Origin of the sequence: Streptomyces gelaticus (genome assembly GCF_014649535.1) — a bacterium.
Lineage (GTDB): Bacteria > Actinomycetota > Actinomycetes > Streptomycetales > Streptomycetaceae > Streptomyces > Streptomyces gelaticus.
Genome location: NZ_BMTF01000001.1, coordinates 572,186 through 598,458, shown reverse-complemented (window position 1 = coordinate 598,458; position 26,273 = coordinate 572,186). Strand labels below are relative to the sequence as shown.

The following is a 26,273-nucleotide window of genomic DNA, read 5'->3' as shown; positions in this document are numbered from 1 at the left end:
AGCCTGGTACTGCTCGATCCGGGGCAGGAGGGCTCGCTCGCGACCTGCCGTGCCGAGACCCGGTTCACCGAAACCATCTACCTGAACACGATCTCGAAGGGCCGGCAGATCTGTGTCACGACGGAAACCGGGCACATGGGCCTCGTGACGGTCCAGGGGCTCTCCGGCGAGGACTCGCCCAGTACGTACATGACTCTGGACCTCACCGTCTGGCGCAACGCGGCCGGCTCCGGCAGCTGACCCCTCCCGGTGGCAGCTCCGGCCGGATCTGGTAAGCATGGACACATGTCGCTCGCTCAAGGAGACCTCATGTCCGTCGCGGTACTCGGCGCGACCGGTGGCCAGGGTGGCGCGGTGGCTGCCGCCCTGCTGGAGGCGGGAGCTGCCGTGCGCGCCGTGGTGCGCGACCCCGGCAGCGGACGGGCCAGGGCGCTGGCGGTGGCCGGGGCGGAGGTCGTGCCGGGAGATCTGTTCGACGCGGCCTCGCTCGCCGAGGCGTTCCGGGGCACCGCTGCCGCGTTCGCCGTCACCACCCCGTTCCAGGACGGCCTGGACGCCGAGGTCGCCCAGGGCGAGGCGATCGTACGGGCCGCCGCGGACGCCGCTCTGCCACATCTGGTGATGGCCTCCGTCGCCAGTGCGGACCGTGACACCGGTGTCCCGCACTTCGAGACCAAGGCCAGGACCGAGGAACTGCTGGCCGCCTCGGGGCTGCCGGCGACGGTGGTGGCGCCCACCTACTTCTACGACAATGCCCTGGGCGCCATGGACGAGGTGGCCGTCGGCCGCCTCACCATGCCGGTCCCCGGCGACACCCCGATCCAGCAGGTGGCGCGGCAGGATCTGGGCCGTGTCGTGACCGCGGTCGTCGCCGATCCGGAGCGCTGGATCGGGCAGCGGATCGAGCTGGCCGGCGACGATCCCACGCCGGTCCGGATGGCAGCGGAGATCGGTCGGGCCGCAGGTGGCCCGGTCGCGTTCCGGCAGTCTTCGCTGGAGGACCTGCGTACCGTGAACCCCGATATGTTTGCCATGTACAGCTTCTTTGTGAACGGCGGCTACCAGGTGGACATGGCGGCGCTGCGGATGCAGTTCCCCGCCGTCCCCTGGACCTCGTACGCCGCGTGGGCGGACGCGCAGGACTGGCCGAAGCCCGCCCAGTGACGCCCACCCCGCGCACGGGTGCTCCTACCAGGTGACGGCGATCCGTCGCGGACTGCGGGAAGTGGTGCCCAGGTGCCACTCGACCGCTTCGGCGGGCTCGGCCATACGCAGACCGGGAAAGCGGGCGGCGATCCGGTGCAGGGCGAGCTGGAGCTCCAGCCGGGCCAGCCAGGCACCCAGGCAGTAGTGCGCGCCCGCACCCAGCGCCAGCGTGGGCGCCGCCAAGGGGGCGAAGAGGTCGTCCAGCGGCCGGGGCGGAAACACCGCGGGATCGCGATTGGCCGCGCCGCAGTCGGCAAGCACGACCGAACCCGCCGGGATCGTCACGCCGCCGACTTCCGTGTCGACAACGGCGTGACGTGCGGTCCCCCGGTCGTCACCGAGCGGAATCAGATGCAGCAGTCGCTCCGTCAGAGCCCCGGCGGCCTGTTCGTCCGCCCCGAGACGGGGCCAGACCTCGGGCCGCTCGCCGAGCAGATAGAGCAGCGAATTCCCCAGCATCGTCATGGTGCTGTCATGACCACCGACGATCAACCCGCATACCAGGTCAACGAGTTGACCCTCGGGAATGCCTCCCTCCTCGTCGGCCGCCCCGACCAGCATGCTGGTCAGATCGTCACCCGGCGTGCTGCGCCGTTCGGCCAGCAGCTCTGCTCCGAAGACGGCGAACTCCGACAGCGCGGACGCCATTTCCTCCTCGGAGTGGGAGCCGTCGGAGAAGGCGTACTGGCTCCAGTGGCGCAGTCGCTCCCGGGCTTCGGTGTCGAGCCCCATCAGTCTGCTGATCACCGCGACCGGGAGCGGCAGCGTGAAGCCCGCCACCAGGTCCACCGGGCGTTCGCTGCCCGCGAGTTCGTCCAGGCACTGCTCGACGATCGCCTCGATCCAGGGCCGCCAGCGGGCGACGGCCCGCGGCGTGAAGGCACGCCGCATGGTGCGGCGCAGGCGCAGATGGTCCTCGCCGTCCTGATTGAAGATCAGGTCGAGGCTGCTCACCAGACCGGACTCGCCGGACAGGGACGGAGTGTCCGGCGAGTGAAGCCCTGCGCGACCGAACCGGCTGTCGGTCAGGACCTTGCGGACGTCGGCGTAGCGGCTCACCAGCCAGGCCCGTGTCCCGTCCGGTGAATCGACGGGCCTGGGCGGTCCCGGTGGGTCGAACGGCAGACGGTGCAGCGGGGGCATCGGCGGCCCGGGGCGGACGTGGGCGTCGACGGGGCAGGACACAGGACCTCCTGGCTTGCACGGGTACGGCGGACTGCTGGACGGGTAGGGACGGGAAGCGGTGCGGTGGGTCCGGGGTCAGAGTTCGACCAGCACCTTGCCCCGGCTGGCCCCGGTTTCGTGGTAGAGGCTCCGATAGGCGTCGGGAATGTTGTCGAATCCGTGGTGGAGAGTGTGTCCGCAGCGCACCTCGCCCCGCCGGATGAGGCCGCCGAGCTCGTCGTGGAGCGCGCGCCAGTTCTCTTCGGTGAACCATTCCAGCGAGAAGATGCCCCGCACATGAGCGCGCGGGAACATGATGTACGGCAGCAGCCGCGGCCCGTTGACGTCACGGCCGACCTGGGTGGCCCACTGCCAGCAGACGGCCACCTGACTGCCCACATTGAGCATGGAGAACACGGCGTCGGTGACGGTGCCGCCCAGATTGTCGAAGTACTTGTCGACGCCGTCCGGTGCGGCCCACACAAGGGCGTCCCGTACGGCCTCGCTGTTGTCTCCGTGGCGGTAGACGACGACCGCGTCGAATCCCAGCTGCTCGAGGTACTCCGCCTTCTCCGCCGTGGACGTGGTGCCCACCACCCGGGCGCCCGCAAGCTTGGCCAGCTGGCCCACCAGGGAGCCGACGGAGCCGGAGGCGCCGCTGACCACGACGGTGTCCCCCGGGCTGATCGACATGAACTTGGTCAGGGTGCCCCAGGCGGTCATGCCGGGGCCGCCCATGACGCTGAGCGCGGTGGGGAGCGGCAGCGCCTCGTCGTACCAGCGGGGGTCCAGGCGGCGGTAGGCCGGGAAGACCATCGGGAACGTCCCGGTCTGCCAGGGGGTGGGCGCGCCGTTGCTCACGAGGTGGGTGCGCCAGCCGCCGAAGCCCTGCACCAGATCACCGGGGCGGTGGGCCGCTTCGGGCCCCGCTTCCAGCACTTCCATGATGGAGTCGGCGCCCATGTGCGCCCCGAGCGGGGTGTCCAGCGCGATGCCCTGGAGGTAGGGGTCGACCGATACGTAGCGCGTCCTCAGGAGCATCTCGTCCGGGGCCAGTTCGGTGTCGATCTCCTCCTCGACCTGTCCGTAGACCCTTCCGACATCGGGTACGCCCTCGATGTGCTCGCGCACCACCCATTTCCTGGCCCTCATCCCGTTCCCTCTCGCTCGACGAGGACCGGACGGCCCTCGGTGACGGGCCGTGGCGCCGGCCGCGGCCCCACCTCGATGACCCGGTGGGTCGGCGGCGGGCCGCTCTCGTCGACGGACGCGGTGAACTCGCGGCCGTCGTCACGGCAGATGAACTGCATGACGTGCCGGCCGGCCGCCGCCGCACGGATCAGACCGCCCGTGGTGGCCCAGACACCGGACTGGTAGAAATTCCGCAGTCCCGGCAGTCCCGGTCCGTGCTTCTTGACGAGCTTCTCCAGTGTTTCCCCGCTCTCCACGAACGGCTGCCAGCCGAGCACCGTGCCGTCGTAGTTGCCCGTGTAGCGGACCTGGGTGAGCGGGCTGGACACATCGCGTACGGCGATCGCGTCCGCGATGCCGGGATGCTGCCTCTCCAGGAACGCCACGAGCGTCTCGCGGGCCCGGCGCTTGGCCGCGTAGTAGCCGCGGCCGTGGCGTACCGGAAGCGTGTGGAGTTCCTGCCCGCCTCGCTTCCGGGTCGCCTGTTCCGGGCCTTCGTCCAGGGCGCGCCAGGGCCCGATGTCGCAGAAGTAGGTGACGTACGCGACGCTCGTCCCGGGCGGGGAGAGCTCGGGATAGTGCCTGTTGCGGAACTGGACGTTGACGCTGGGGTGCCGGATGCCGGTGAGTCCGGCCGCTTCCGTCTCGTCGAGCAGATAGGTGGTGCAGGGGTCGGCGTCGGGGAATTCGCGGCGCAGGCCGAGGAAGAGCGTGAAGTACCCGGGGAACACCATGCCGGGCTGCTCGATGGTCCGGGTGTAGAGACGGTGGTACGCCTCGTTGAGGTAGCGGCCCTTCAGCAGGTCCATCATCGTGGTGCGTCCGTCGCAGGCCGAGACGATGATGTCGGCGCGCAGTTCACGCCCGTCGCTGAGCCGTACCCCGACCGCGCGGTCGTCCTCGACCAGTACTTCCTCGACCTTGGCGTTGTAGGTGACTTCGCCGCCGAGCCCGCGGTAGCGCCGCTCGATCGACTCGGCCAGTCCGAGCGATCCTCCTTCGGGAACGCCGGCGGAGAGGTTGGCGTGCGAGGCGAGCTGGAAGTGGAACGGCAGTACGGGGAAGGCCGGATGCTTCTCGTACAGGATGAAGTTGAACGCCTCGCGCAGCAGGGGGTCCTTGAACCTGGCCGAGTAGTCGGTCATGAGTACGCCGATGGATTTGCGCACGACGTTGAAGTACGGGATGAAGGAGGCCAGCATGCGCCAGCGTTCCATCGGTGGCATCAGGCCGACCGGTCTGAGGAACGGATAGACGGCGAGGCATTTGCGGAAGGTGCGCAGTTGTCTGCAGAAGTCCCTGATCAGGCCGGAATCGGCGGGTGAGAGCTCCATGAGGTGGGCCTGGAGCCGGTCCGGATCGGAATAGAAGTAGACCGACCGGCCACATCTGCCGCGTACGACATTGAACACATCGAAGTGCCGGACCTCCTTGCCCTGCAACGCGCCGAGCTCCAGCCAGATCTGGTGCATCTCGTTGCCGGGGCCGCTGCCCAGGAGCCAGCTGACGCAGGGATCCAGCCTGAAGTCACCGCGGTCCCAGGCGGTGCAGCAGCCTCCCGGCAGTTCGTGCATCTCCAGGACATGGGTCCGGTACCCGTTCATCCGGGCGTAGCAGCCGGTCGAGAGACCGCCCAGCCCTGCGCCGATGATGATCATCGACTCTCGTTCGGTACGCGGCATTTCCCTGTTCTCCTCGGTGTTCATGTGCGGGTGTCACCACGCATGGACCACTTGTCGAGCTGGGGCAGACGGCCCAGCTTCCCGGGGTGCCAGGGCTCGGTGCCCCTGCTCTCGGACGCCGTGAACCCGCGTCCCAGTTCGTCGCAGAGGTACTGGACGACGAACCGCCCGGTGGACGCGGCGCGGATCAGTCCGCCCATGCCGACCCACTGCCCGGCCATGGAGAATCCGCGCAGGCCGGGCAGGCGCATGCGGTCCTTGCCGACCAGCTTGGCCGCGATGTCGTCGGCCTCGGAGAACGCCTTCCAGGCCAGGATGGAACCCTCGTGGTTGCCGGTGTAGCGCCGGGTGGTCGCCGGGGAGGCCACATCGACCAGCTCGATGCGCTCGCCCACCCCCGGCAGCCGGCGCTCCAGGAATCCCCTGACGAAGTCGGCGACTTGGCGCTTCTTCTCGCGGTACTCCTTGCGGTCGGCGGCCCTCAGATCCCTCCAGTACCCGAAGTCGCTGAAGTAGGTGCAGTGGATCACCGATCGTCCCGGCGGGGCGAATCCGTCCGAGTAGTCGGAGCGCAGCTGCACCACCACGCTGCTCTGGAGCGCGCCGGGCAGTTGCGCGGCGTCCTCCGGGGCGAGCAGATAGGTGGTGCTGTGGGGCCGCCCGGGGCCCAGTTCTCCCCGCACCCCGACGAAGGCGGAGACCACCGCGGGGAACAGGGTGCCTGGACTGCGCAGCAGTTCGCCGTACAGTTTGTCGATCCGCGGGCCGGTGAACCGGCCCTCCAGAAACCCATGGATCGTGGTGTGGCCGTCGCAGGCCGAGACGACATGGTCGGCGTAGTACCGCCTGCCGTTGCGCAGCTCGATCCCGATGGCCCGCCCGTCCTCGACAAGGATCCGCTCGACGCGTGCCCGGTAGTTGATCCGGCCGCCCAGCGATGTGTAGCGCTCCTCGATCGACCGGGACAGGCCCAGCGAACCTCCTTGCGGGAAACCGGCGTTGTTGTGATGGGCACCCGCCATGTTGAACAGGTACGGCAGGAGCGGGAAGCCTTCCGGGTCCTGGAAGAAGATGTTGCGGAACGCCCGGCGGAGCAGCGGGTCCTGGAACCGGTCGGCGAATTCGTGCATCGGCGTCGAGGCCGTGCGCCAGAACAGCCGGAACGCGGGCAGGACGGTGCGCAGCAACGCCACTCGCTCGCGTACGGTCCGCAGGGCGGGGGCGGTCAGGAACGGGTACAGCTCGATGTCGGTGAACCGGCGCAGGTCCCGGCAGAACGAGCGGATCAGCCGGGCGTCGGCGGGCGAGAGTTCGAGCAGATGGCGTTCCAGCCGACCGGGGTCGTTGTAGAAGGTCACCGAGCGGCCGTTCTCGTCGACGACCCGGTTGAACATCTCGAAATTGGTGATGGTCTTGCCGTCGAGTGCCCCCAGTTCGCGCCACACCTGGTTGGCTTCGTTGCCGGCGGCCGTGCCGATCAGCCACTCGATGCAGTAGTCGAAGATGTAGCCCTCGCGCGACCAGGCCGTGCAGCAGCCGCCGGGCAGTACGTGCTTCTCGAAGATGCGGGAGCGCATCCCGTTCATCTGTGCGTAGCACCCGGTGGACATCCCCGCGACGCCGGCGCCGATGACGATGACCCGGGGGCCGCCGTCCCCCACCGGGTCAGGGCCGCTCCACTCGTCCTCCGGCTCATCGGACATCGGTGCCGCCCTCCTGGAGGATGCCGCGCACCAGCTCGGCGTTGCGGGCCGCGTGCTTGGGGTCGAGCATGTCGGCGTGGATTCCGGAGCCGCGGAGCACGGACGTGGCCGTGATCGAGCTGCCGTGCCAGGTACCGCGGGCGTCGGCGGCGTAGAGGGCCGTCTTCTCCTGGTCGGTGACCACGCTGACGGTCGCGGACACCGTTCCGAGATTCGGTGTGCGGCCGCAGAAGGCCAGGTACTCCGCCGCCTGGTCCAGGGTTTCGCGGGCGACGGCGTCCGATCCGGTGTGCTTGCGCAGGTGTTCGGCCAGCTCCGCCTCGAAGAACTCGATGTGCTCGGGGCCGGGTACGTACGGTTCGAGGATGCGGTGCGAGTCCAGCACGATCACATGGGCGACCTGGCGTCCCCGGCCCTCGAGTTCCTTGGCCACCTCGAAGGCGAGGTTGCCACCGAGCGAGTAGCCGAGCAGCAGGCACCTGCGCTCGGAGCGGTGGGTCTCGACGAGGTCGGCGTAGTGGGCCACCTTGTCGGCGCCGGAAACGTAGTTGAAGGCGATCAGCCGGTACTCGGGCAGCCTGGCGGCGAACTCCCGGTAGACGAGTCCGTGGCCGCCCGCCGGCGGGAAGCAGAATACGGTCCTTTCCCGGTCGTTGTTGAAGCTGAGGAAGGGCAGGTCGTCGAAGTCCGATCCGGTGACGATGCGTTCCAGCGACGCGGCCATCCCGTGCAGGGTCGTCACCCGGTACAGCAGACTGACCGGGATGCCGACGCCGTATTCCTTGCGCAGCCGGTGGATGAGCTCGATCAGTTTGATGGAGCTGCCGCCGACCTCGAAGAACTCGTGCGTCAGGCCGACCCGCTCCAGTCCGAGCAGGTCCTTCCAGTGCCGGGCCATGCTCACCTCGAAGGGTGTGCGCGGCTTCTCCTCGGGCTCGTCGTCGGCGTCGAACCGGGGCATCGGGAGGGCGGCGTGGTCCACCTTGCCGTTGGCGGTCAGCGGCAGTGCCGGCAGGGTGACGAAGTGCGCCGGAACCATGTACGCGGGCAGTCGGTCGGCGAGGTGCCGGCGCAGCGCGCGCCGGTCCGGTGCCGCCCCCTCGGCCGGTACGCAGTAGGCGCAGAGCACGTCCTCGCCCCGGGCGTCGGCCCGCACCGTGACGACCGCACGGACCAGGCCGGGCCACTGGGCGAGGTGTGCCTCGATCTCGCCGAGCTCGATCCGGTGGCCCCGGAGCTTGATCTGGTCGTCGACCCGGCCGAGCAGATGGACCCGGCCGTCCGCGTCCCACCGTGCCGCGTCCCCGCTGCGGTAGAGGCGTACGGGGCTCGCGCCCGGCTCCCGGCTCAGAGTCCGGGTGACGAAGCGCTGCTGCGTCAGCTCGGGATCGCCCGCGTAGCCGAGCGCCACGCCGTCGCCGCCGATCCACAGCTCGCCGGGCACCCCGGGGGGCACCGGCTCACCGTGCCGGTCGAGCACATGGAGCGTGCTGTTGCTCAGGGGTCGTCCGATCGGCACGGTCCGTCCGGGTTCCAGGTCGTCGACGGGCCCTTCGAAGCAGGCGCTGTCGATGGTCGCCTCGGTGACCCCGTAGGAGTTGATCAGGCGGGTCCCGGGCCCGCACATCTCATGCAGCCTGCGGTACTCCCCGGCCTTCCACACATCGGATCCGACGACGAGCAGCCGCATGAAGTCCAGCCTCAGACCGCGGCGTTCGCAGTGGTCCATGAGGCCGCGCACGACGGCGGGCACGAACTCCGCGCAGTCGACGCGCTCCTTGCGCATCGTGGTGTAGAGGCGCTCGGTGTCGAAGAGCAGATCGCGGTCGACCAGCACCAGGCTGCCGCCCGAGCACAGTGCACGCACCACGTCTCCGGTGAAGACGTCGAACGACGGCGCGGCCATCTGGAGGTGCACCCGCACGTCACGGTCCAGCCGGTACTCCTGGAGCCAGGCCCCGTACGCCGAGGCGAGATTGCGGTGGCTGACCCGCACGGCCTTGGGGAGGCCGGTCGAGCCGGAGGTGTGGATGACGTACGCGGGAGTGTCGGGATCGGTCGGGTCCTCGGCACCGGAACCGGTGCCGCTCGGGGTGTCCGCCACGGGCGCGGTCTCTTGCAGCTCCCGCAGGGTCAGCGTCGGTACCGGCAGCCCCCTCATCCGGTCGCGGCGGGCGTCGTCCTCGGTGACGACCAGGGTGGCGCCGGCGACCCGTACGGTGTGGGCGACGCGGTCGGCGGGATGGTCGGCCGGGATCGGGAGGTAGGCGCCGCCGGCCTTGAGGACCGCGAGCAGCGCGACGATGAGCTCGGGTGACTTGTCCAGGCAGAGCGCCACCACCGAGCCGGCGCCGACACCGGTCCCTCGAAGCCGTCCGGCCAACTCCCCGGAGATGCGGTCGAGTTCCCCGTACGTCAGTCGCCGGGCCGTACCGTGGGGCGTCGGCGCCGTGACGGCCGGCGCGTCGGGGCATCGGGCGGCGGTGTCACTGATCAGCCGGTGCACCGGCCGGAAGCCGTCCGCCTCACCGGCTCCCGTCCCCGGGGTCAGCGCGGTGCGCCCGGCGCTGCTCCATTCGCCGACCAGCTGCTCGCGCTCCCGGGCATCCAGCATCTCCAGCCTGGAGGTGGGACGGTCCGCCGGGGCCCGGGTCATGCTGTCGAGCAGTGCGGTGTAGTGCGATGCCATCCGCCGCATGGTCTCCGGCAGGAACAGGTCGGTGTTGTACTTCAGGACGCAGTGGAATCGGTGCTCCGCCTCGTCCTCGTACACGGACAGCGTCACATCGAACTGGCCTTCCTCCTCGGGTAGTTCGATGTACTGGAGGCGATAGCCGTACTTCTCGGTTGCGACCTTGTGGGTGAGCAGGATGAACATGGCCTGGAACACCGCGGAGCGGCTGGGGTCGTGCTGGAGCCCCAGCTTGTCGACCAGCAGGACGAAGGGGTACTCCTGGTTGTCCAGACCGCCCAGCACGGTCGTACGGACCTGTTGCAGCAGCCGGGCGATCGAGGGGTCTCCGGACAGGTCCGCGTGGAGCGGGAGCGGGTTGACGAAGTAGCCGTAGACGGAGGCGAATTCCTGCTCGGTCCGGCCGGTGACGGGGCTGCCCACGATGACCTGGTCCTGTCCGGAGTATCGCTGCAGCAACAGGTAGTAGGCGCTGAGCAGCACCATGAACGGGGTCACGTCGTGCTCACGGGCCAGGGTGTGCACCCGGGCGGTGAGCTCGGTGTCCAGTACGAAGAACTCCGACGCTCCGTTGTGTGTCTGCACGGCGGGGCGGGGCTTGTCGACGGGCAGTTCCAGGGTCGGAACCTCGGCCGGCAGGTGCGTTCGCCAGTAGTCGAGCATGCGCGGCGCGGCGGGTCCGGCCAGGAAGCGGTTCTGCGCGTTGAGGAAGTCCAGGTAGCGGGCGGTGACCGGCGGCAGCGAGGGGGCGTGCCCCTGGCGCAGCCCCTCGTACACCGCGAGGAGCTCCTCGATGAAGGTGAACGTGGAGATCGCGTCGGAGACGATGTGGTGCACCGCCTTCATGATCACCCAGCGGTCGTCGGCGCGCTTGAAGAGGCGGAAGCGGAACAGCGGATCGCGCTCCAGGTCGTACGGCCTGCGGTACTCCGCGACGATCGTGCTGTGGATGTCCTCCCACTCCTGGTCCTGCACGTCGAACAGCGCGACGTCCGCGCTCGCCTCCGGCGACACCTGCTGCATCGGAACGCCGTCCACCGTGAGGAAGTTGGTCCGCAAGGCGGGGTGGCGTGCCACCATGCAGCGGACGGCCTCGAACATGAGGTCGGGGTCGAGTGCGACCCGGACCTCGACCGCCCCGCCGATGTTGTATGCGTAGCCCTCGGGATTGAGCTGCCTGAGGAACCACAGGGCCTTCTGGTTCTGCGTCAGCGGATGGCGGAGTTCGTCCTCGAACACCTCCACCGCGGCCGTGTCGGCGCCGCCGGCCTGGTGAGCGACCAACTCTTCCAGAGCGTCGTGGAGTTGGGTGATCAGCTCGACGACCGGAGTTCCGCTGAGCAGCGCCACCACGGGCGGGGCCACGCCGAGTTCGGAGCTGATCCGGGCACGCAGTTCCATCGCCAGGAGCGAGTCGAGTCCCAGCGCGTTGAGCCCCGCCTGCGGGTCGATCCGTTCGGGACCGGTCCGCAGCACCGAGGCGGCGAGCGCGATGAACCGCCCGGTCACCAGGGACAGGCGTTCCGCCGGGTCCGCGTCGCGGAAGGTGTCGAGTACGCCCTCGCCCGGCCCGGTCGCCGTACCGGCGGGGGCCGCCTCCGCGAGATCGGCGACCAGTGAGGGCGGTGAGGCGTACCAGGCCAGGAACACCGGCCAGTCGACGACCGTGGCGACGAGCAGTTGGGCGCGGTCCTGGTCGATGACACGTTCCAGAACGGCCATGCCGACGTCGGGTGCGAGCGAGCTCATCCCGCGGTTGTGGAGGTAGTGGTCGACGAGCCCCAGCTCTTCGATCATGCCGGTGGCCCATGGCCCCCAGTCCACGCTCAGCGCCGGCAGCCCGAGTGCCCTGCGGTGGTGGGCCAGCGCGTCCAGGAAGGCGTTGCCCGCGGCGTAGTTGGTCTGGCCCGCCGTGGTCAGCAGGGAGGCGATCGAGGCGAACAGCACGAAGTGGTCCAGCGGTTCGTCCCGGAGGTGGCGGTGCAGCAGGTACGCACCGACGGCCTTGGGATCGTGGGCCTCGGCGAATGTCCGGCGGTCCATGTCCTCGACAAGCGTGTCGCGGACCTGACCGGCGAGATGGAACACACCGCGGACCGGCAGCGGGTCGGTGCGCCGGTGGGCATCCAGCCAGGACGTGAATGCGGCTTCGTCGGTGATGTCGAGCGGTGCCAGGACGACCCGTGCCCCGAGCGCCTCCAGCTCCTTGACGAAGGCGGTGGCACGGCCTTCGGCGGTGCCCGGGTCCAGGGCCCGCCAGGTGGAGCGCTCCGGCAGGACGGTGCGTCCGACCAGGATCAGACTGCGCGCCCCACGCCGGACGAGGGTTCGGCAGAGCAGTCGGCCGAGCGCTCCGAAAGCACCGGTGACCAGGTAGTTCCCGTCGGTGCGCAGGCACAGCGGAAGGGGGTGCGTCAGCTGTTCGGCCTGCCGGATCCGGCTGGTGAGGCGGCCCGCGCCGCGCAGCGCGATCTCCTCCGCGTCGTCGGTCAGGAACTCACTCAGCAGCGCCCGCGCCTCGGCCCGGCATCCGGCGTCGTCGCTCCGCGCGCCGGGGTCCAGGTCGATCAGCTTGCCGGGGTGGGAGAGCAGCTCCTGGTGTCGGAGCACCCGCCCAACTCCCCACGCGGGTGCGCCCAGCGGCTCGACGGTTTCGCCGGGCTCGACGCTCTGCGCGCCGCGGGTCACGATGTGCAGCCGCCCGGTCCGTTCCAGGCGCAGCAGCGTCCGGGCGAGCGCGATCAGCGAGTACGCCCCGGTGCCACTGTGCCGTACGAGGTCCTGCGGTGAGGCTTCGGCGAGGTGGGGCAGGTCGAGGTTCCACAGATGCACGACGTGGCCGACGGGCTTCCTGCCGCCTCCGCCGTCGTTGGTTTCACCCAGGTCGGCGAAGAGCCGCTCCATGTCCGTGGCGGACCCCGGGACGACCGTGAACTCGCTGCCTTCGCCGCTTCTTCGGTAGGTGTCCCCCGGGCGTACGAGGCGGCAGCGCTCGCCGCGCTCGGTGAGCAGGTCGCTCAGGGCGTCGCCGACACCCTGACGGTCGGCGAACACCAGCCAGTCGCCGCCGTGGCCGGCTCCGGCTCCGTCCTCGGCGGCATCCTCGGCGGACTCGAACGGGCTGTCGGCCCAGACGGTCTCGGCGAGCCAGGAATCGATCGTGCCGAGGCCGACCGCGGTGGAGGCCTTCTCCACGTCGGCTGCGCGGAAGCCGTGGATGCCGCCGAGAGGCTCACCGTCTTCCGCGTAGACGGCCATGTCCCCGACCAGCTCGTCCGCGTCGCCGCGGGTCACCGTCGCGTGGACCCAGATCGGCTGGTCCCCCACCGGCGCGAGGCGCAGTTCGTCGATCGACAGGGGGAGGCGGATCCCGGTCGTGTGCCGGTCCGACTCGTCCGCGCCTTCGGCTCCGGTGTCGGGCAGCTGGGTCGTCAGCAGCGACTGGAAGCAGGCGTCGAGCAGCACGGGGTGGATGTGGTGTCCGGCCGCGTCGTCACCGATCACAGCGGGCGGACGGAGCCGGGCGAGGACCTCTCCGGAACCGATCCACACCTCTTCGATGGCCCGGAACGCGGGGCCGTAGTGGTAGCCCAGATCGGCGAGCGCCGCGTAGCAGTCGTCGCCGGCCAGCCGACGCCGGGTGCGCGCCCGAAGGGCTTCGGTGTCGGCCGGGGGCCCGGCCGGGCGCGGCTGCCCCGAGCGCACCACGCCGCTCGCGTGCACCGCCCGGCTGCTCTCGTCCTGCCCCGCCGACGCGATCGTGAACGCGGCGTTCTGCGAGGAGAGGGTCAGACGCACGGCCCGGTCCTCGCCCTCGGGCAGGAACAGTGCCTTGCGGAACTCGATGTCCGTCAGCACGACATGGGTGCCGCCCGTCAGGGAGCGGACCGCCTGAGTGGCCATCTCCAGATATCCGGCCGCCGGAAAGACCACCGTGGACTGGATGCGGTGGTCGTCGAGGTAGGGCAGCCGCTCGGTGTCCAGCGTGGCGTGCCAGGTCGGCTCGGTGTCTTCGGTGCGGCGGCCCAGCAGGGGATGGTCGGCGCGGCCGAGACGGACCTGGGCGACGGGTGCGGGCTCCGTCCAGTAGCGGTCGCGTCGCCAGGGGTAACGAGGCAGGACCACCGGCCTGCCCGCCGGGTGCAGGGTGTCCCAGGCGATGGGTACGCCGAGGTTGTGCAGCTCCGCCAGCGATGTGGCGAAGCGCTCCGGTTCGTTTTCCTGGCGGCGGATCGAGGGAAGGGTCCGCGCGGTCGCCCCCCGGCTTTCGAGGCACTCGCGGATGGAGTGCCCGAGCACCGGGTGCGGACCGATTTCCAGGAACAGGCCGTATCCGTCGTCGGCGAGACGGTCGACGGCGGAGCGGAACCGGACCCGGTGGCGGACGTTCTTCCACCAGTAGCCCGCGTCCAGCTCGCTGCCGTGCGCCGTGCCCTCCTGCCCGGTCAGGTACAGCGGAACCGTCGCCGCCCGGGGTTCGAGACCGCCCAGCGAAGCCAGCAGCTCGTCCTTGATCAAATCCATTCCGGCGCTGTGGTACGGAACATCCACCGTGAGGAACTTGGTGAACACCTGCTCGGCGCGCAGCCCGTCCGCCAGCTCGGCCAGCGCGTCGCGGTCGCCGGCCAGGGTGACCGCCGAGGGGCTGTTGACCGCAGCGACGGACACCCGGTCACCGAACGCCGCCACGCGATGCTGCGCCTCCTCCTCGGGCAGGCTCACGGCGAGCATGGTGCCGGTGCCCGTCAGCTTCTGCTGGAGCCGGCTGCGGTGCATCACCACCTCCACCGCGTCCTCCAGGGTGTACACCCCGGCCTCGTAGAAGGCGGCGACCTCCCCGGTGCTGTGACCGACCACGGCATCGGGCCGCACACCGTAATGGCGCCACATGGCCGCGAGGCCCACCTGGACGGCGAAGTTGGCCGGTTGCGCGAGCCATGTCTCGCCCATGCGCGATCCGGCTTCGTCGGCCTTCATCTCCTCGATGAGGGACCAGCCGGCGACCGAGCGGATGGCCTGGTCGCAGCGGGTGACCGCGTCCCGGAACACCTCGTCGCTCTCCAGCAGCTGGCGGCCCATCCCCCACCACTGCGGCCCCATGCCGGTGAAGACCCAGACCAGACCTCGCTGTTCGGCTTCGAGCTGCCTGCCGTGGACGACCCCGGGGTGCGGTTCACCGCGCAGGAAGGCGGCGAGTGCCTCGTCCAGCCCGGCCCGTGAGGAGTACACGACGGAGAGCCGCGACTCAAGGTGCTGGCGGCGGTGGGCCAGGGTGTGACCGAGGTCGGGAAGCGACACCCCGGGCCCGTCCACGCCTGCCAGCTCGCGGCGGATGCCGGCCGCCACCTCCGGCAGGGCCTCCGGCGTGCGGGCGGTCAACGGGAGGAGATTCCAGGCCCGTTCGCGGGGCGTGGCCGGGGGTGCGCATCTGTCCGGTGCCTGCTCCAGCACGACGTGGGCGTTGGTGCCACCGAATCCGAAGGAGTTCACCCCGGCCCGCGCGGGTCCCTCGTGTCGGGGCCATGCGGTCGGCTCGGTCGGGATGCGGTAGGGGGAGGAGCTCTGGTCGATGGCGGTGTTGAGCTGCTCCAGATTGATGTGGGGCGGGATGAGACGGTGTTTGAGGCAGAGCACGGTCTTGATCAGGCCGGCGATGCCCGCCGCCGCTTCGGTGTGCCCGATGTTCGTCTTGACGGAGCCCACGTAGCAGGGCGCGTCCGGTCGGCGGCCCTCGGCCAGCGCCCGGCTGAGTGCGTTCGCCTCGATCGGGTCGCCGACGGGCGTGGAGGTGCCGTGCGCTTCCACGTACTGAAGGTCGCCGGGCGTGATGCCGGCTTCGCCGCAGACACGCCGGATGAGGGAGACCTGGGCGTCCGCGTTGGGCACGGTGATGCCATTGGTCCGGCCGTCCTGGTTGACCCCCGCGCCGAGGATCACCGCGTGGATGGGGTCGCCGTCGCGCAGGGCGTCGTCCAGCCGCTTCAACGCGACCAGACCGACGCCCTCGGCCCGTACGTAGCCGTTGGCCGTGGCGTCGAAGGCGCGTGACCGGCCGTCCGGCGAAAGGAATCCGCCCTTCGTCTCGGCGATGGTGTACTGCGGCGCCATGTGCAGCAGGACCCCACCGGCCAGCGCGAGGTCGGTCTCCCGGTTGTTGAGGCTCCGGCAGGCGAGATGCACCGACACCAGGGAGGAGCTGCACGCGGTGTCGATCGACAGGCTCGGTCCGCGGAAGTCGAAGCAGTACGAGAGACGGTTCGAGACCATCGTCATCATCGTGCCGGTGGCGGTGTGGGCGGCGAGTGACGAGAAGCCCAGGTCGGAGAATTGCAGGATCTTGTAGTCCAGCGTGAAGGCACCGACGAACACGGCGGTGTTGCTGCCGGCGAGCTCCGCGGGCCGCTGACCACCGTCCTCCAGCGCCTCCCAGGCGACCTCCAGCAGTTTGCGCTGCTGAGGGTCCATGTGGTCGGCCTCGCGCGGGCTGATGCCGAAGAAGGCGGGGTCGAACTCGTCGAAGCCGTCGATGTATCCCCCGCGGCCGCCGATGAGACGACCGGGTTTCTCCTTGTGTCTGCTGCCGAGGCTGCCGACGTCGTAGCGATCGGCCGGCGTCGGTGTGATGCAGTCCTTGCCCTCCATGAGATTCTTCCAGTACGCGCGGTGGTCCGACGCACCGCCGGGCAGTCGGCACCCCATGCCGATGATCGCTACTTTTTCGCTCACAGAGGCACTGTTCACGTCGGGCAAGGCTGTACTCCTAGAGTCGTGGCGCCGCGGCACGGCATGGAAAGGCAGTTCAGGCAGCACCGGTACCGGACCCCTTCGCACGGCGCATGGGGTGGAGAAGGCTGGAAACGATCTCCCCGGTACGAGGGAAGGACGTGGGATCGCCCAGGCCGACCGCGACCGGTTCACGGCCGGGCCGCCAGGTGTAGCTGCCGAAAATGTGGTCCCAGATCGACAGGTCCGAGCCGTAGTGGCCGGCTTCGGACAGTTCGGTGCTGTGGTGCAGACGGTGCTGCTCGGGGCTGGCGAGCACATGGTTGAGCCGGCCGATGCGCACGTCGATGTTGGCGTGGACGAAATAGCCCTGGGCAGCCACGAAAAGGCCCACGACGAGCACCGAGTCACGGGAGAAGCCGACCAGAGACAGAGCCAGCTGAACGCTTCCCTGCGCGAGCACGATATCGAGTACGTGGTTGACGCCGTTATTGGCGACATTGACCTTTTCCGGCACATGGTGCACACCGTGCACCCGCCACAGCATCGCGTTGGTGTGACCGAGTCTGTGCACCAAATAACTGGCCAGTGAACCGGTCAACAGAGCTGCGGGTATTTCCGCCCAGAGACTGAGTACCGCTTCGCTCGGCGACACCACGGAGACGATCGCGGAGACCAGGTATTGCGCAAAGGCACTGGCCACCATCGTCAGCAGGGAGTAAATGCCGTACCAACGCCATTCACCGGCGTTCGGGTGCCAGGACCGCCGGTGCGGAATCAGGCGTTCGAGCGCTGCGAGATAGGAAATGACGCCAAGCAGGAAGAGCGCACTCACACGGCCGGGATCCCAGTCGAAACACAACGCTGCTGCGGCCACCGAAACCGTACCCGCAAGAAGGAAAGGGTACGCCGATACGCGCACGACAGCGCGCGCGGAGGGCATCGGCGCACCCTCCCTCCGGACCCGACCGGAATTCACCTCCGGATCACCGCCGGGCAACGGCTCACAACTTTCCACTCGAGCACCTTCACGAAAGGAACCATCACGGAAACATGCACAGCAAAGCGCACGGACCATGAAGGAGAAACTGATGACAACCTGCGGACGCACGGGACCGGGGCGCCGAACGCCGCCTGTCACGTGCGGGGAATGTGGGATGAAGTGTGGTGTGAGCCGTCTCATGGGCCCCGCGGACCCACAGCTTCTTCGCCGGGGGCCGCTCCAACAATTTTTCCCTACCCGGCGACCCCAACCGTCGAATTCAAGCCTCGTCGCGATACCCGGTGGTGGACATGGCAAGAATAGCCGCCGTCACCCGGCACGCCCGATCCGCCATGAATATGAATTACTAGTAATACCAGTCGTCCTTTTTCGATTCTTCCGGCCATCGTTCCCGCAACGGCAGGGACCGACAGTGAACGCCCGTACAACGAACCTCGCAATCGAGCCACTTGCCCGGCTCCCTGTTGTCCGCCCGTGGGAACCCGCACCCGTGCCCTCAGGCCACCATCGGCCGGTCATCGGGGGCGATCGGGGCCGGGAGCACCGTGCAGCCGCTCAGATAGCGGTCCGTCGCGGCGGCGGCGGACCGCCCCTCCGCAATGGCCCACACCACGAGGGACTGGCCGCGCCCCGCGTCACCGGCGATGAAGATCCCGTCCGTCCGAATGCGGGCCGCCCGCCCGGACGACTCCGTCGTCTCGGCCCCGAAGCCCGCGTTCCGGGCGAAGTTTCCCCGGCCGTCCAGCGTGAGTCCGAGCTGGCCCATCAGCCCCGTGCCGCGTTCGGGGCCGTAGAAGCCGAGGGCGAGCAGGACCAGGTCTGCCGGGATGCCCCGCTCGGTCTCCGGGCGGGGTCTCCTGGTCTCGGGTTCCACTTCCGCGAGACGCAGCGCACACACCCGCCCGAACCGGTCGCCCTCGAAGCGGAGGGTGGCCGAGCCGAAGACCCGTGGATCCGCGCCCTCCCGCCCGCGGGCCTCCTCGTGGGCATGGGATATCCGGTAGACCTTCGGATACATGGGCCAGGGCTCGCTGCCCCGCCGGGTGTCGCCGGGCTCCGGATTGATGTCCAACTGCACCACGGAGGCGGCCCCCTGGCGCAGCGCGGTCCCCATGCAGTCCGAGCCGGTGTCCCCTCCTCCCACGATCACCACATGCTTGCCCTCGGCGGTGACGGCAGGCGCATCGCAGTCGCCCTCGGTGACCCGGTTGGCCAGGGTCAGATAGTCCATGGCCTGATGGATGCCGCACAACTCACGGCCGGGGACGGGCAGCTCCCGTCGCCCTCGCGCACCTACCGCGATCACGACCGCGTCGTGCCGCTCGGCGAGTTCGGCGGCGTCGAGGTCGCTGCCGATGTCCGTCCCGGTGCGGAATTCGGTGCCCTCCGCCCGCATCTGCTCGATGCGGCGGTCCAGGTGGCGCTTTTCCATCTTGAACTCGGGGATGCCGTAGCGGAGCAGTCCGCCGATGCGGTCGGCACGCTCGTAGACGGCGACGGTGTGGCCGATTCTCGTGAGTTGCTGCGCCGCGGCCAGGCCCGCGGGGCCGGAGCCGACGACGGCGACGGTCTTCCCGCTGAGCCGCTCGGGCGGCCGTGGTGAGGCGTACCCGCGTTCCCAGATCTGGTCGGCGATGGCCTGCTCGACGTTCTTTATGGTCACCGGGTCGGCGTTGATGGTCAGCACACAGGCGTCCTCGCACGGTGCCGGGCACAGCCGGCCGGTGAATTCCGGGAAGTTGTTCGTCGCGTGCAGCCGCTCGGCCGCGGCCCGCCAGTCGGCCCGCCTGACATAGGTGTTCCACTCGGGGATGAGATTTCCCAGCGGGCAGCCGCTGTGGCAGAACGGGATCCCGCAGTCCATGCAGCGCCCGGCCTGCTCGGACACGAGGGGGAGCCGTACCTGTCCCGCGTGGACCTCGTTCCAGTCACCCAGCCGCTCCTGGACCGGCCGTGCCGGGACGGGTCGGCGGGGGAATTCGAGGAAGCCGTGCGGGTCGGTCATGGCCGCCTCCATCACTCACTCGCGGCGTGCAGGCGTTTTTGTCAGCCTACGCCTGCTTTGCCCATTGGCCCAGCGTGCCGATGCCACCCCTTGAGTGCCGCCGGAACGGCTACCGGCGGGTCACACGGCGGCGCAGTACCGGTATGGACATGACCAATCCCCCTGACTACCCTCGAAGTTGGTCTAGACCTAGTGGGGTGGAGTGCGCCCCCACTCGTCTCGCAGCGCCCCCACACCTCCCTCAGGAGCGAAGCATGCGCAAAAGGATCACCTCGTTACTCCTCGGCCTCGGAATGGCCGGGGCCGCTCTCCTCGTCACCACCGGCAGTGCACAGAGCCACGGCTACACCGATGCCCCCATCAGCCGTCAGCAGCTCTGCGGCAACGGCACCGTGCGCAATTGCGGCCAGATCCAGTGGGAGCCGCCGAGCGTCGAGGGCCCGAAGGGCTTCCCCGCCCGCGGTCCGGTCGACGGCACCATCTGCGCCGGTGGCAACGGCCGCTTCTCCGAGCTCGACGACCCGCGCGGCGGCGCCTGGCCCCCGACGCAGGTGACCGGCGGGCAGAGCTACACCTTCCGGTGGCGCATCGAGGCCCGGCACGCCACGACCGACTTCCGCTACTACATCACCAAGGACGGCTACGACCCCACCAAGCCCCTCACCAGGGCCGACCTGGAGCCGCAGCCGTTCCTGACCGTGCCCTTCGGCGGCCGTCTGCCGGCGCCCACCGTGACGCATGCCGGAGTCCTGCCGCAGAAGTCGGGCAAGCACCTGATCCTCGGCGTCTGGACGATCGCCGACACCGGCAACGCGTTCTACGCCTGCTCGGACGTCACCTTCTGAGCCCGGTCCGCATCCGCACGATCCCGCTGTCCGGGGTGGGGTCGGCCCCACCCCGGACAGGATCGCCCGGCGGTTCCTGGCCGATGAGGGCCTGGTTATCTGGCGGGTGGTCTGCGCGGCGATCCGGGGGTCGTCGGCGGCGTACGAGGTGCAGGCGTTCAGGCCGGTGGCCAGTGCCCAGCCCCGCCCGCGGGCCCAGGTGGCGGTTTCCCGGCCGGTCTCACTACGGCGTGGCCGCTCCGAAGAGCATGCCGAAGTTCATTTCCTTGTCGGCAGGGTCGCTGCCGTCGTCGACCAGGTCGTACCAGTAGACCCGCGTCACACCGTTGGCCGAACCGATCGCGTAGAGCCGGATCAGGTCGTCGGCCTGCCGGCGTTCGGTGATGCCGTGACCGGTGTCGGTGGGCGCCGGCCCATCTCGCTGAGGACGATCGGCTTGTCCTTGCCGCCGTTTGCAGCGCGGATCCGCTGCCGCAGGCCGGCGATGGTGTCGCCGGAGCCGCCCAGCCACTCCGGTCCGCCCGGGTAGCGGTTCGGGTGGACGCTGGAGGCGTCCATCGACTTCAGGCCGCCGCGGTCGATCAGGTCCGGCGCGAAACACTTGGTGCCGTCGGCGGCCACGTAGTTGCCGATGCCGATGGTGGCCGGACCGACGGCCGATGCGCCCGGGTCCGCGGCCTTCACGGCCTGGTAGACCCCTTGGAGCACGTCCAGGCAGCAGGCTGCGCTTCTCCCGCAGGCGCTGTTGTTGAAGGTGCCTGCGTTGTACTCGTTCAGCACCTCGACGTTGCTCTGGCCGTACTGCTTCAGAAGCGCCGCGGCGAACCTGCGGAAGGCGGCGATGCCTTCGGGGCTGCTCGGCGTACGTCCGCCGTCGTACAGGGAGTTGGCGCCGTTGGCGTTGATCAGCGGGGTGATGCCCAGCGCTCGGGCGTGCGCCATCTCGGCGGAGAAGGCCGCCGGGAAGGTGCAGCTGCCGTTCGTGGTCTCGAACCGGTCCCACCAGGCGTCCTCGCGGATGTGCGCGATGCCTGTCCTGCGCGACTCGTCCAGCGCGTTCAGGCCCCAGCCGGCCCGTCCGGTGTGCACGGCGGCACCGAACGGCGAGGCCGGGCCGACCACGTCGTCCGGCACCGGTTCGATGACGGCGAACGAGGTGCGCAGGTAGGTCGGGTCGGTGGAGGAGCCCGCGTGCAGGGAGAGTTCGAAGTACCCGGGGGCCAGGTCGGCGACGGGGATCGCGGCCTTCGCTCCGGAGAGCCAGCTGGTGCCGCCGCGCACCCGGGTGCCCTGCTCATCGGTGACCGTCCAGGAGACCGACGTCGCCGAGGAGCCGAACTCCACGGCGCCCTGGCCCTGTTGGAAGATCAGGCTCGGCGAGGTGACCGACAGGGTGTGGGTCGCGGCGGGGGCGGACGGGGGAAGAGCCACGAGCAGGGAGAGCGCCAGGGCCGGCGCCATGGCGAGAGCCGGCATGCGGACGGGGCGTGAACGCCGCCGTGGAGCCGGCCGGGTGCGGTGCCGGGGGCCGGCCGTGCCGTCGGTGCCGGTGGAGATGTGGGTCATGGCGACTTCGCCCTCTCCTTGCAGGGCTATCCGCTGCCACGGCACGGCGACCAGGCAGTTCGTCGACCCGGCCTCCTCGTCGCGGGCGAACCGGACACCGGCACCCTCCACGGAACCCACCGGGTAGTCCTTCGGCAGGGATTCGACGAAGGCACCCGGTCCCTGAGTCAGGGTGTCACCGGCGTAGAGCATGTACCAGTCGTCACCCCAACTCCCGAGCTCTTCACCGGGTTGGAGGAGGCGGGTCCCGGACGATGTCGCACTGGTCGGCGTGGACAACTGGGAGAACGTGATCAGCGGCCAGCACACCCGCCATCTCACCACCGTGGACATGGGGTTGGCCGCACTGGGCGCCGCCGCCACTGCCCAGGTGGCCGACGGGCGCGACGCCCCCTGGACGCACGCCCAGCCGTGCACCCTGGTGGTCGGCGCGACGACGGCCGGGCAGCGGCCCGGGGCCTGAGCCGGTCCGGCCCCGACGGCCTGGCGGTCATTCGGCGACGGCGAGCCGGGCCTGGGGTTGGACGGTGACGAGCGCGATCCCGCCGCAGCACACCGCGAGGAGCAGCAGTTCGGCCGGAGAAGGTGCGGGCGCGGTGTCAAGCGCCCAGTCGCCCAGCCGCACGGTGAAGGGAACAGCCAGTTGCACGGCGGCCGTGAAGACTGGTCCGCGGAGCAGGATGAGCCGGTGCTGCACGAGGTAGGCGGGTGCGTAGACGGCTGCGCCCAGCACGACGATGCCCCCGGTCGCGGCGGGTGTCGGCGGGTGGGCGATCAGTGCGGGCAGGGCCATCGGGAGCAACAGGCAGGTGGCGGCCGCGAGCAGCACGGGCAGCACGGCGAGCGGTGGCAGCCCCGACAGCCGCTGCCGGTAGAGGAATCCGTACACGGCGAAGGCCACGGTCGCCGCCGCCACGAGCAGCAGCCCCACCCCGTCCGCATCACCCGCGTCCGCGCCGAGCGCCGCGTATCCGGCGGCCGCCGCGCAGGCGAGCACCGCCCCCGCCGCCTTGCGCGGCCCGGACCGTTCGGCGAAGAACAACGCGCCGACCGCCACCGAGGCGCACGGCATCAGCGCGACGACGAGATTGGTGAGCGAGGTCCCGATGCGCGGGATGGCGAGAAGGGTCCCGGCCGCGTACCCGGCGAATCCGAGCAGGCCCAGCAGCCATACGGTGCCCGGGCGGGCGGCGGCCCGGCGCAGGTCGGCCCGGCCGGGCGCGGTGGAGGCGGCGACGGCGGTGAGCACCGCGCAGCACACGGCGGTCCGGCCCACGGCGACGATCAGCGGATCGGTCCCGGTGACCAGGGCGCCGGAGACCAGCCAGGTTCCGGAGAGCAGCAGGACGAGGACGGCCGGCATCGCGTGACCCTTCCGTGGGTGGCGGAGGAACGGCGAGGGCGGCGAAGAGAACGGCGTGACCTCGGCCCGAACCCGCTGATCCGGCACACCCCCTCTGCACCGTCACTTTCCTGTAGGTGCCAACCATAACGACCGATGCCGTCTCCGCCAGGTCGCGGGACCTGCTCGTCCCCGTCACTCCGGCCAGGCGGAGTCCTTGTCGTCAGCACTCCCCCGGCACAGTCGGACACCCGCCGTCCGGGTTCTTCCGTTCGGATCAGGCCGGATCAGGACCCCCGCGGGCCCGGTGTGATCCGAACGGGAGACCCTGGGCCCCGTCCGCCGGGGAGAGATGGAGATGGGCCAGGTCGTGCGGGACCGGTCCGCCGGGGCGGAAGAGCGGTGCGCTCTCGCCGTCGGCCGCGGTGGCCGGGGCGTCCGTGAGGCGGAGGCGGGTGCGCAGCCGTCCGTAGAAGTCGTTCGGGCCGAGCCTGACGACCCGCAGGCGGCGCGGTGCCGCGTACACGCCGAGCCAGTCCCCGGCGTCCAGTACGCCGCGCAGCTGGCCGTCGATGGTCACCGCGCCCTGTCCCGAGTGCGGCAGGACCCGCACGGCGACCGGTTCGTCGGCCGCGGCGACCACGCTGCGGTCGAAGGTCATGTGTGCCGCCACGGGCGTGAAGAGGACGGCGTCCATGCGCGGTGAGACCACCGGGCCGCCCGCGGCGAAGCTGTAGGCGGTCGAGCCGGTGGGGGTGGCCATGATGACCGCGTCGGCGGAGTACGAGGCGAGGAGCCGGCCGCCGATGTAGACGCCGAGGCTCACCTGCCGGTCGCGGGCGAGCTTCTCCACGACGACGTCGTTGAGTGCGGTGACGTCCAGTGCCACGCCCCAGCCCTCCGCCGCGGCCTCCTCGTCGAGGGCGATCTGGGGAGGCGGGAGCATGGGCCGTTGTCCGTAGCCCATCAGGGCGTCGATGTCCGGGGGCACTTCGAGTACGCGGGAGGCCCGCATGGTCAGGGTCATGCGCTCCTCGACCTCCGCCCGGCCCCCGTGGACGGCGTCGAGCGCCCGGACGACGTCCTCGGCGGGCACCTCGGTGAGGAAGCCGACGCGGCCCAGGTCGATCCCGAGGACGGCGCCGTCGCTCTTGGCGGCGATCCTGGCGCCGCGCAGGAACGTCCCGTCACCGCCGAGCGTCACGATGAGATCGGGGTTGCCGGCGACATCGGCCTCCTCGCGTCCGCCGCGTCTGCGTGCGTCCTCGCGCCACACGTCGATGTCCGTGCACGGGATGCCTTCGCGGGCGCACCAGTCGCGTACGACTCCCGACGCGACCACGGCTTCGGGGTGACCCTGGTGGACGACGACTCCGACCCGTTCGACACTCATCCCGTCACGACTCCCCGTGTTCCGACGACGTCCTCACCCCACTGTGAGGGCATCGGGGGTGTCCTCGCCCGTCGGCAGGCGCAGCTCGCCGACGGGCCGGACATCGCACGGAACACGTCCGGGGAGGATCAGGGCTGTGCGTCCTCCGGAATGCTGACCAGCCAGCGGGTGTCCCGGCGAGGCCGCAGGTAGAGCGCCCAGTAGAGCGTGGCGACCGCCGTGATCCCACCGGTCCACAGCAGGTACTCGGTCTCCTGCTGGATGAGGATGTACGTCAGCACGGCGATCAGCAGCACGGGGACCGCGGGCCACAGCGGCATGCGCCAGGCAGGTGCCTCCCGGTGCGTGCCGCGGCGGCAGAGCAGCGCCGCGACGGCGACCAGCAGGTACATGGCGGTGACGGACACCCCGGTGACGCCGTACAGCGTGTCGAGGTTGACGAAGCAGAGCGCCGCGCCGGGCACCCCGACGATCAGGGTCGCGACCCACGGGGAACCGAACCGGCCGAGCCGGGCGAGGGCATTGTTCACCGGGGCGGGCCACGCCTTGTCACGGGCGGAGGCGAAGAGCACCCGCGAGTTCTGGATGACCATCACGATGCCCGCGTTGATGATCGCGAGGGCGACGCAGAGGCTGACGAAGGTGCCGACGGCCGAGTTGGACCAGGCCGCGACCATGGTGTTGAGGTCGCCCGAGGTCAGGGCCTCCAGGTCCGGGGCGCCGAGCGTGATGGCGATCACCGGGACGAGGATGACCGCCGTGGAGATGGCGAGGGTGGCGAGCACGGTACGGGCCACGTTGCGCCGCGGGTTCTCCAGCTCCTCCGAGAGGTAGACGGCCGTGGAGAAGCCCTGGGTGATGAAGAGCGCGATCGCGAGCCCGGAGATCACCATCATCGCGGTGACGGTCGAGTGCGTGCCGCCCGACGAGGCGACCGTCCCGTGCACCAGCGCGGATCCGCCTCGTTCGGAGTGGGCGAAGCCGAGCACGGCGACGACGCCTGCCGCGATCACTTCGAGGACGAGGAAGATTCCGGTGATCCACGCGTTGGCGCGCAGGTCCAGGAGGCCGGCGAGGGTGGCGAGCAGCATGACGCCGGCGCCCGCGACGGGAGCCGGAATGTGCACGATGGGTTCGAGGTAGTCGGCTGTTCCCATGGCGATCACGGGCGGCACGATCATCACGACGAGCAGCGAGAGCACGAAGACGAGCCAGCCTGCGAGCCGCCCCGCCATGGTCGACACCATGGCGTACTCGCCCCCGGCGCTGGGGATGAGCGTGCCCAGCTCCGAGTAGCAGAAGGCGACCGCGATGCAGAGCAGCGAGCCGATGCCGATGGTGAGGGCGGTGTACGTGCCGAGGCTGGAGAACAGGTCCGGTACGACCACGAAGAGGGTCGAGGCGGGCGTCACGCAGGAGAGCGTGAGCAGTGTGCCGCCCACGACGCCGATGGAACGCTTGAGCTTCTGTGGAATGGGGCCGGTCGCTGGGGCAAGCGCCTGGGGAGCGCTGAGCGTGTCGGTCATCGTGCGGTTCCGATCAACAGGTGCGGTGTCTGAGCACGGGAGCGGTATCGCCTCCAGACGAGGACGTGGTGAGTGGTTTCGTCGCTCCCAGCGCGATATGGAATCCCGACGTGTTCCGCAGGTCAAGAGGTGTTCACCTTCGGAATTCGTTGTTTCGAGCCACCAATTCGACGGTTTGGCGTTAACAACGCGTCATAGCCCGGGGATCGGGGTGTACGGGAACCGCAGCCGG

The 26,273-nt window shown here is 70.0% G+C and carries 14 protein-coding genes and 1 pseudogene; 3 read left to right on the top strand and 12 right to left on the bottom strand.

All coding sequences use genetic code 11. The annotated features are described in order from the left end of the window. Positions 1-309: 309 nt before the first annotated feature. Positions 310-1,164 (top strand): NmrA family NAD(P)-binding protein, encoded by an 855-nt coding sequence (locus IE107_RS02660; protein WP_189540521.1) that lies wholly within the window; start codon positions 310-312, stop codon positions 1,162-1,164. Positions 1,165-1,188: 24 nt separating this feature from the next. Here IE107_RS02660 and IE107_RS02655 read toward each other — a convergent pair whose 3' ends face one another. From IE107_RS02655 to IE107_RS02625, 7 genes are all read right to left on the bottom strand, one after another. Further along, the gene (locus tag IE107_RS02655) at positions 1,189-2,349 is read right to left on the bottom strand and encodes a cytochrome P450 (protein WP_189540598.1); all 1,161 of its coding nucleotides are present in this window, start codon (positions 2,347-2,349) and stop codon (positions 1,189-1,191) included. A gap of 117 nt (positions 2,350-2,466) precedes the next feature. Next, the gene (locus IE107_RS02650) at positions 2,467-3,522 is read right to left on the bottom strand and encodes an MDR family NADP-dependent oxidoreductase (protein WP_189540520.1); all 1,056 of its coding nucleotides are present in this window, start codon (positions 3,520-3,522) and stop codon (positions 2,467-2,469) included. After that, on the bottom strand, positions 3,519-5,243 hold the full coding sequence (locus IE107_RS02645; RefSeq protein ID WP_229866651.1) for a phytoene desaturase family protein: 1,725 nt from the start codon (positions 5,241-5,243) through the stop codon (positions 3,519-3,521). Before IE107_RS02645 ends, IE107_RS02650 begins: the two co-directional genes overlap by 4 nt. Before the next feature lie 20 nt (positions 5,244-5,263). Then, a complete protein-coding gene (locus IE107_RS02640) occupies positions 5,264-6,946 on the bottom strand; it encodes a phytoene desaturase family protein (RefSeq protein WP_189540516.1) in 1,683 nt (560 codons plus the stop codon). Beyond that, positions 6,936-16,388: a non-ribosomal peptide synthetase/type I polyketide synthase gene (locus tag IE107_RS02635; protein WP_189540514.1), complete on the bottom strand. Its 9,453-nt coding sequence runs from the start codon at positions 16,386-16,388 to the stop codon at positions 6,936-6,938. The genes IE107_RS02640 and IE107_RS02635 overlap by 11 nt, the downstream gene beginning before the upstream one ends. A gap of 49 nt (positions 16,389-16,437) precedes the next feature. Then, entirely contained in the window at positions 16,438-17,304 is an 867-nt protein-coding gene (locus IE107_RS02630; protein WP_189540507.1) for a sterol desaturase family protein, read from the bottom strand. 556 nt (positions 17,305-17,860) lie between these two features. Continuing rightward, the gene (locus IE107_RS02625; protein WP_189540504.1) at positions 17,861-19,369 is read right to left on the bottom strand and encodes a glutamate synthase subunit beta; all 1,509 of its coding nucleotides are present in this window, start codon (positions 19,367-19,369) and stop codon (positions 17,861-17,863) included. Between the two features lie 254 nt (positions 19,370-19,623). On the opposite strand from IE107_RS02625, the gene IE107_RS02620 reads away from it, so the two are divergent. Beyond that, positions 19,624-20,214: a lytic polysaccharide monooxygenase auxiliary activity family 9 protein gene (locus IE107_RS02620; RefSeq protein ID WP_189540502.1), complete on the top strand. Its 591-nt coding sequence runs from the start codon at positions 19,624-19,626 to the stop codon at positions 20,212-20,214. Between the two features lie 93 nt (positions 20,215-20,307). On the opposite strand, the pseudogene IE107_RS34705 reads toward IE107_RS02620, so the two are convergent. Together IE107_RS34705 and IE107_RS02615 are read right to left on the bottom strand one after the other, a co-directional pair. Continuing rightward, a pseudogene (locus tag IE107_RS34705) lies at positions 20,308-20,424 on the bottom strand (phosphotransferase); the annotation flags it as partial. A gap of 144 nt (positions 20,425-20,568) precedes the next feature. Next, complete coding sequence (locus tag IE107_RS02615; protein WP_189540501.1) at positions 20,569-21,972, bottom strand: hypothetical protein; 1,404 nt, start codon at positions 21,970-21,972, stop codon at positions 20,569-20,571. Here IE107_RS02615 and IE107_RS02610 point away from each other — a divergent pair. Beyond that, entirely contained in the window at positions 21,971-22,243 is a 273-nt protein-coding gene (locus IE107_RS02610) for a substrate-binding domain-containing protein (RefSeq protein WP_189540499.1), read from the top strand. The genes IE107_RS02615 and IE107_RS02610 overlap by 2 nt on opposite strands. A gap of 27 nt (positions 22,244-22,270) precedes the next feature. Here the strand turns inward: IE107_RS02610 and IE107_RS02605 are convergent, their stop codons facing one another. The 3 genes from IE107_RS02605 to IE107_RS02595 form a co-directional block, all read right to left on the bottom strand. Beyond that, a complete protein-coding gene (locus IE107_RS02605) occupies positions 22,271-23,143 on the bottom strand; it encodes a DMT family transporter (protein WP_189540497.1) in 873 nt (290 codons plus the stop codon). A gap of 256 nt (positions 23,144-23,399) precedes the next feature. Further along, complete coding sequence (locus IE107_RS02600; RefSeq protein WP_189540495.1) at positions 23,400-24,515, bottom strand: NAD(+)/NADH kinase; 1,116 nt, start codon at positions 24,513-24,515, stop codon at positions 23,400-23,402. A gap of 128 nt (positions 24,516-24,643) precedes the next feature. After that, complete coding sequence (locus IE107_RS02595) at positions 24,644-26,041, bottom strand: APC family permease (RefSeq protein ID WP_189540493.1); 1,398 nt, start codon at positions 26,039-26,041, stop codon at positions 24,644-24,646. Between the last annotated feature and the right edge of the window lie 232 nt (positions 26,042-26,273).

Bases quoted from the DNA above. Each gene is read 5' to 3' on its own strand.
- IE107_RS02660 (WP_189540521.1), top strand. From the start codon at position 310: ATGTCCGTCGCGGTACTCGGCGCGACCGGTGGCCAGGGTGGCGCGGTG.
- IE107_RS02655 (WP_189540598.1), bottom strand. From the start codon at position 2,349: ATGCCCCCGCTGCACCGTCTGCCGTTCGACCCACCGGGACCGCCCAGG.
- IE107_RS02650 (WP_189540520.1), bottom strand. From the start codon at position 3,522: ATGAGGGCCAGGAAATGGGTGGTGCGCGAGCACATCGAGGGCGTACCC.
- IE107_RS02645 (WP_229866651.1), bottom strand. From the start codon at position 5,243: ATGCCGCGTACCGAACGAGAGTCGATGATCATCATCGGCGCAGGGCTG.
- IE107_RS02640 (WP_189540516.1), bottom strand. From the start codon at position 6,946: ATGTCCGATGAGCCGGAGGACGAGTGGAGCGGCCCTGACCCGGTGGGG.
- IE107_RS02630 (WP_189540507.1), bottom strand. From the start codon at position 17,304: ATGCCCTCCGCGCGCGCTGTCGTGCGCGTATCGGCGTACCCTTTCCTT.
- IE107_RS02625 (WP_189540504.1), bottom strand. From the start codon at position 19,369: ATGACCGACCCGCACGGCTTCCTCGAATTCCCCCGCCGACCCGTCCCG.
- IE107_RS02620 (WP_189540502.1), top strand. From the start codon at position 19,624: ATGCGCAAAAGGATCACCTCGTTACTCCTCGGCCTCGGAATGGCCGGG.
- IE107_RS02610 (WP_189540499.1), top strand. From the start codon at position 21,971: ATGTACCAGTCGTCACCCCAACTCCCGAGCTCTTCACCGGGTTGGAGG.
- IE107_RS02615 (WP_189540501.1), bottom strand. From the start codon at position 21,972: ATGCTCTACGCCGGTGACACCCTGACTCAGGGACCGGGTGCCTTCGTC.
- IE107_RS02605 (WP_189540497.1), bottom strand. From the start codon at position 23,143: ATGCCGGCCGTCCTCGTCCTGCTGCTCTCCGGAACCTGGCTGGTCTCC.
- IE107_RS02600 (WP_189540495.1), bottom strand. From the start codon at position 24,515: ATGAGTGTCGAACGGGTCGGAGTCGTCGTCCACCAGGGTCACCCCGAA.
- IE107_RS02595 (WP_189540493.1), bottom strand. From the start codon at position 26,041: ATGACCGACACGCTCAGCGCTCCCCAGGCGCTTGCCCCAGCGACCGGC.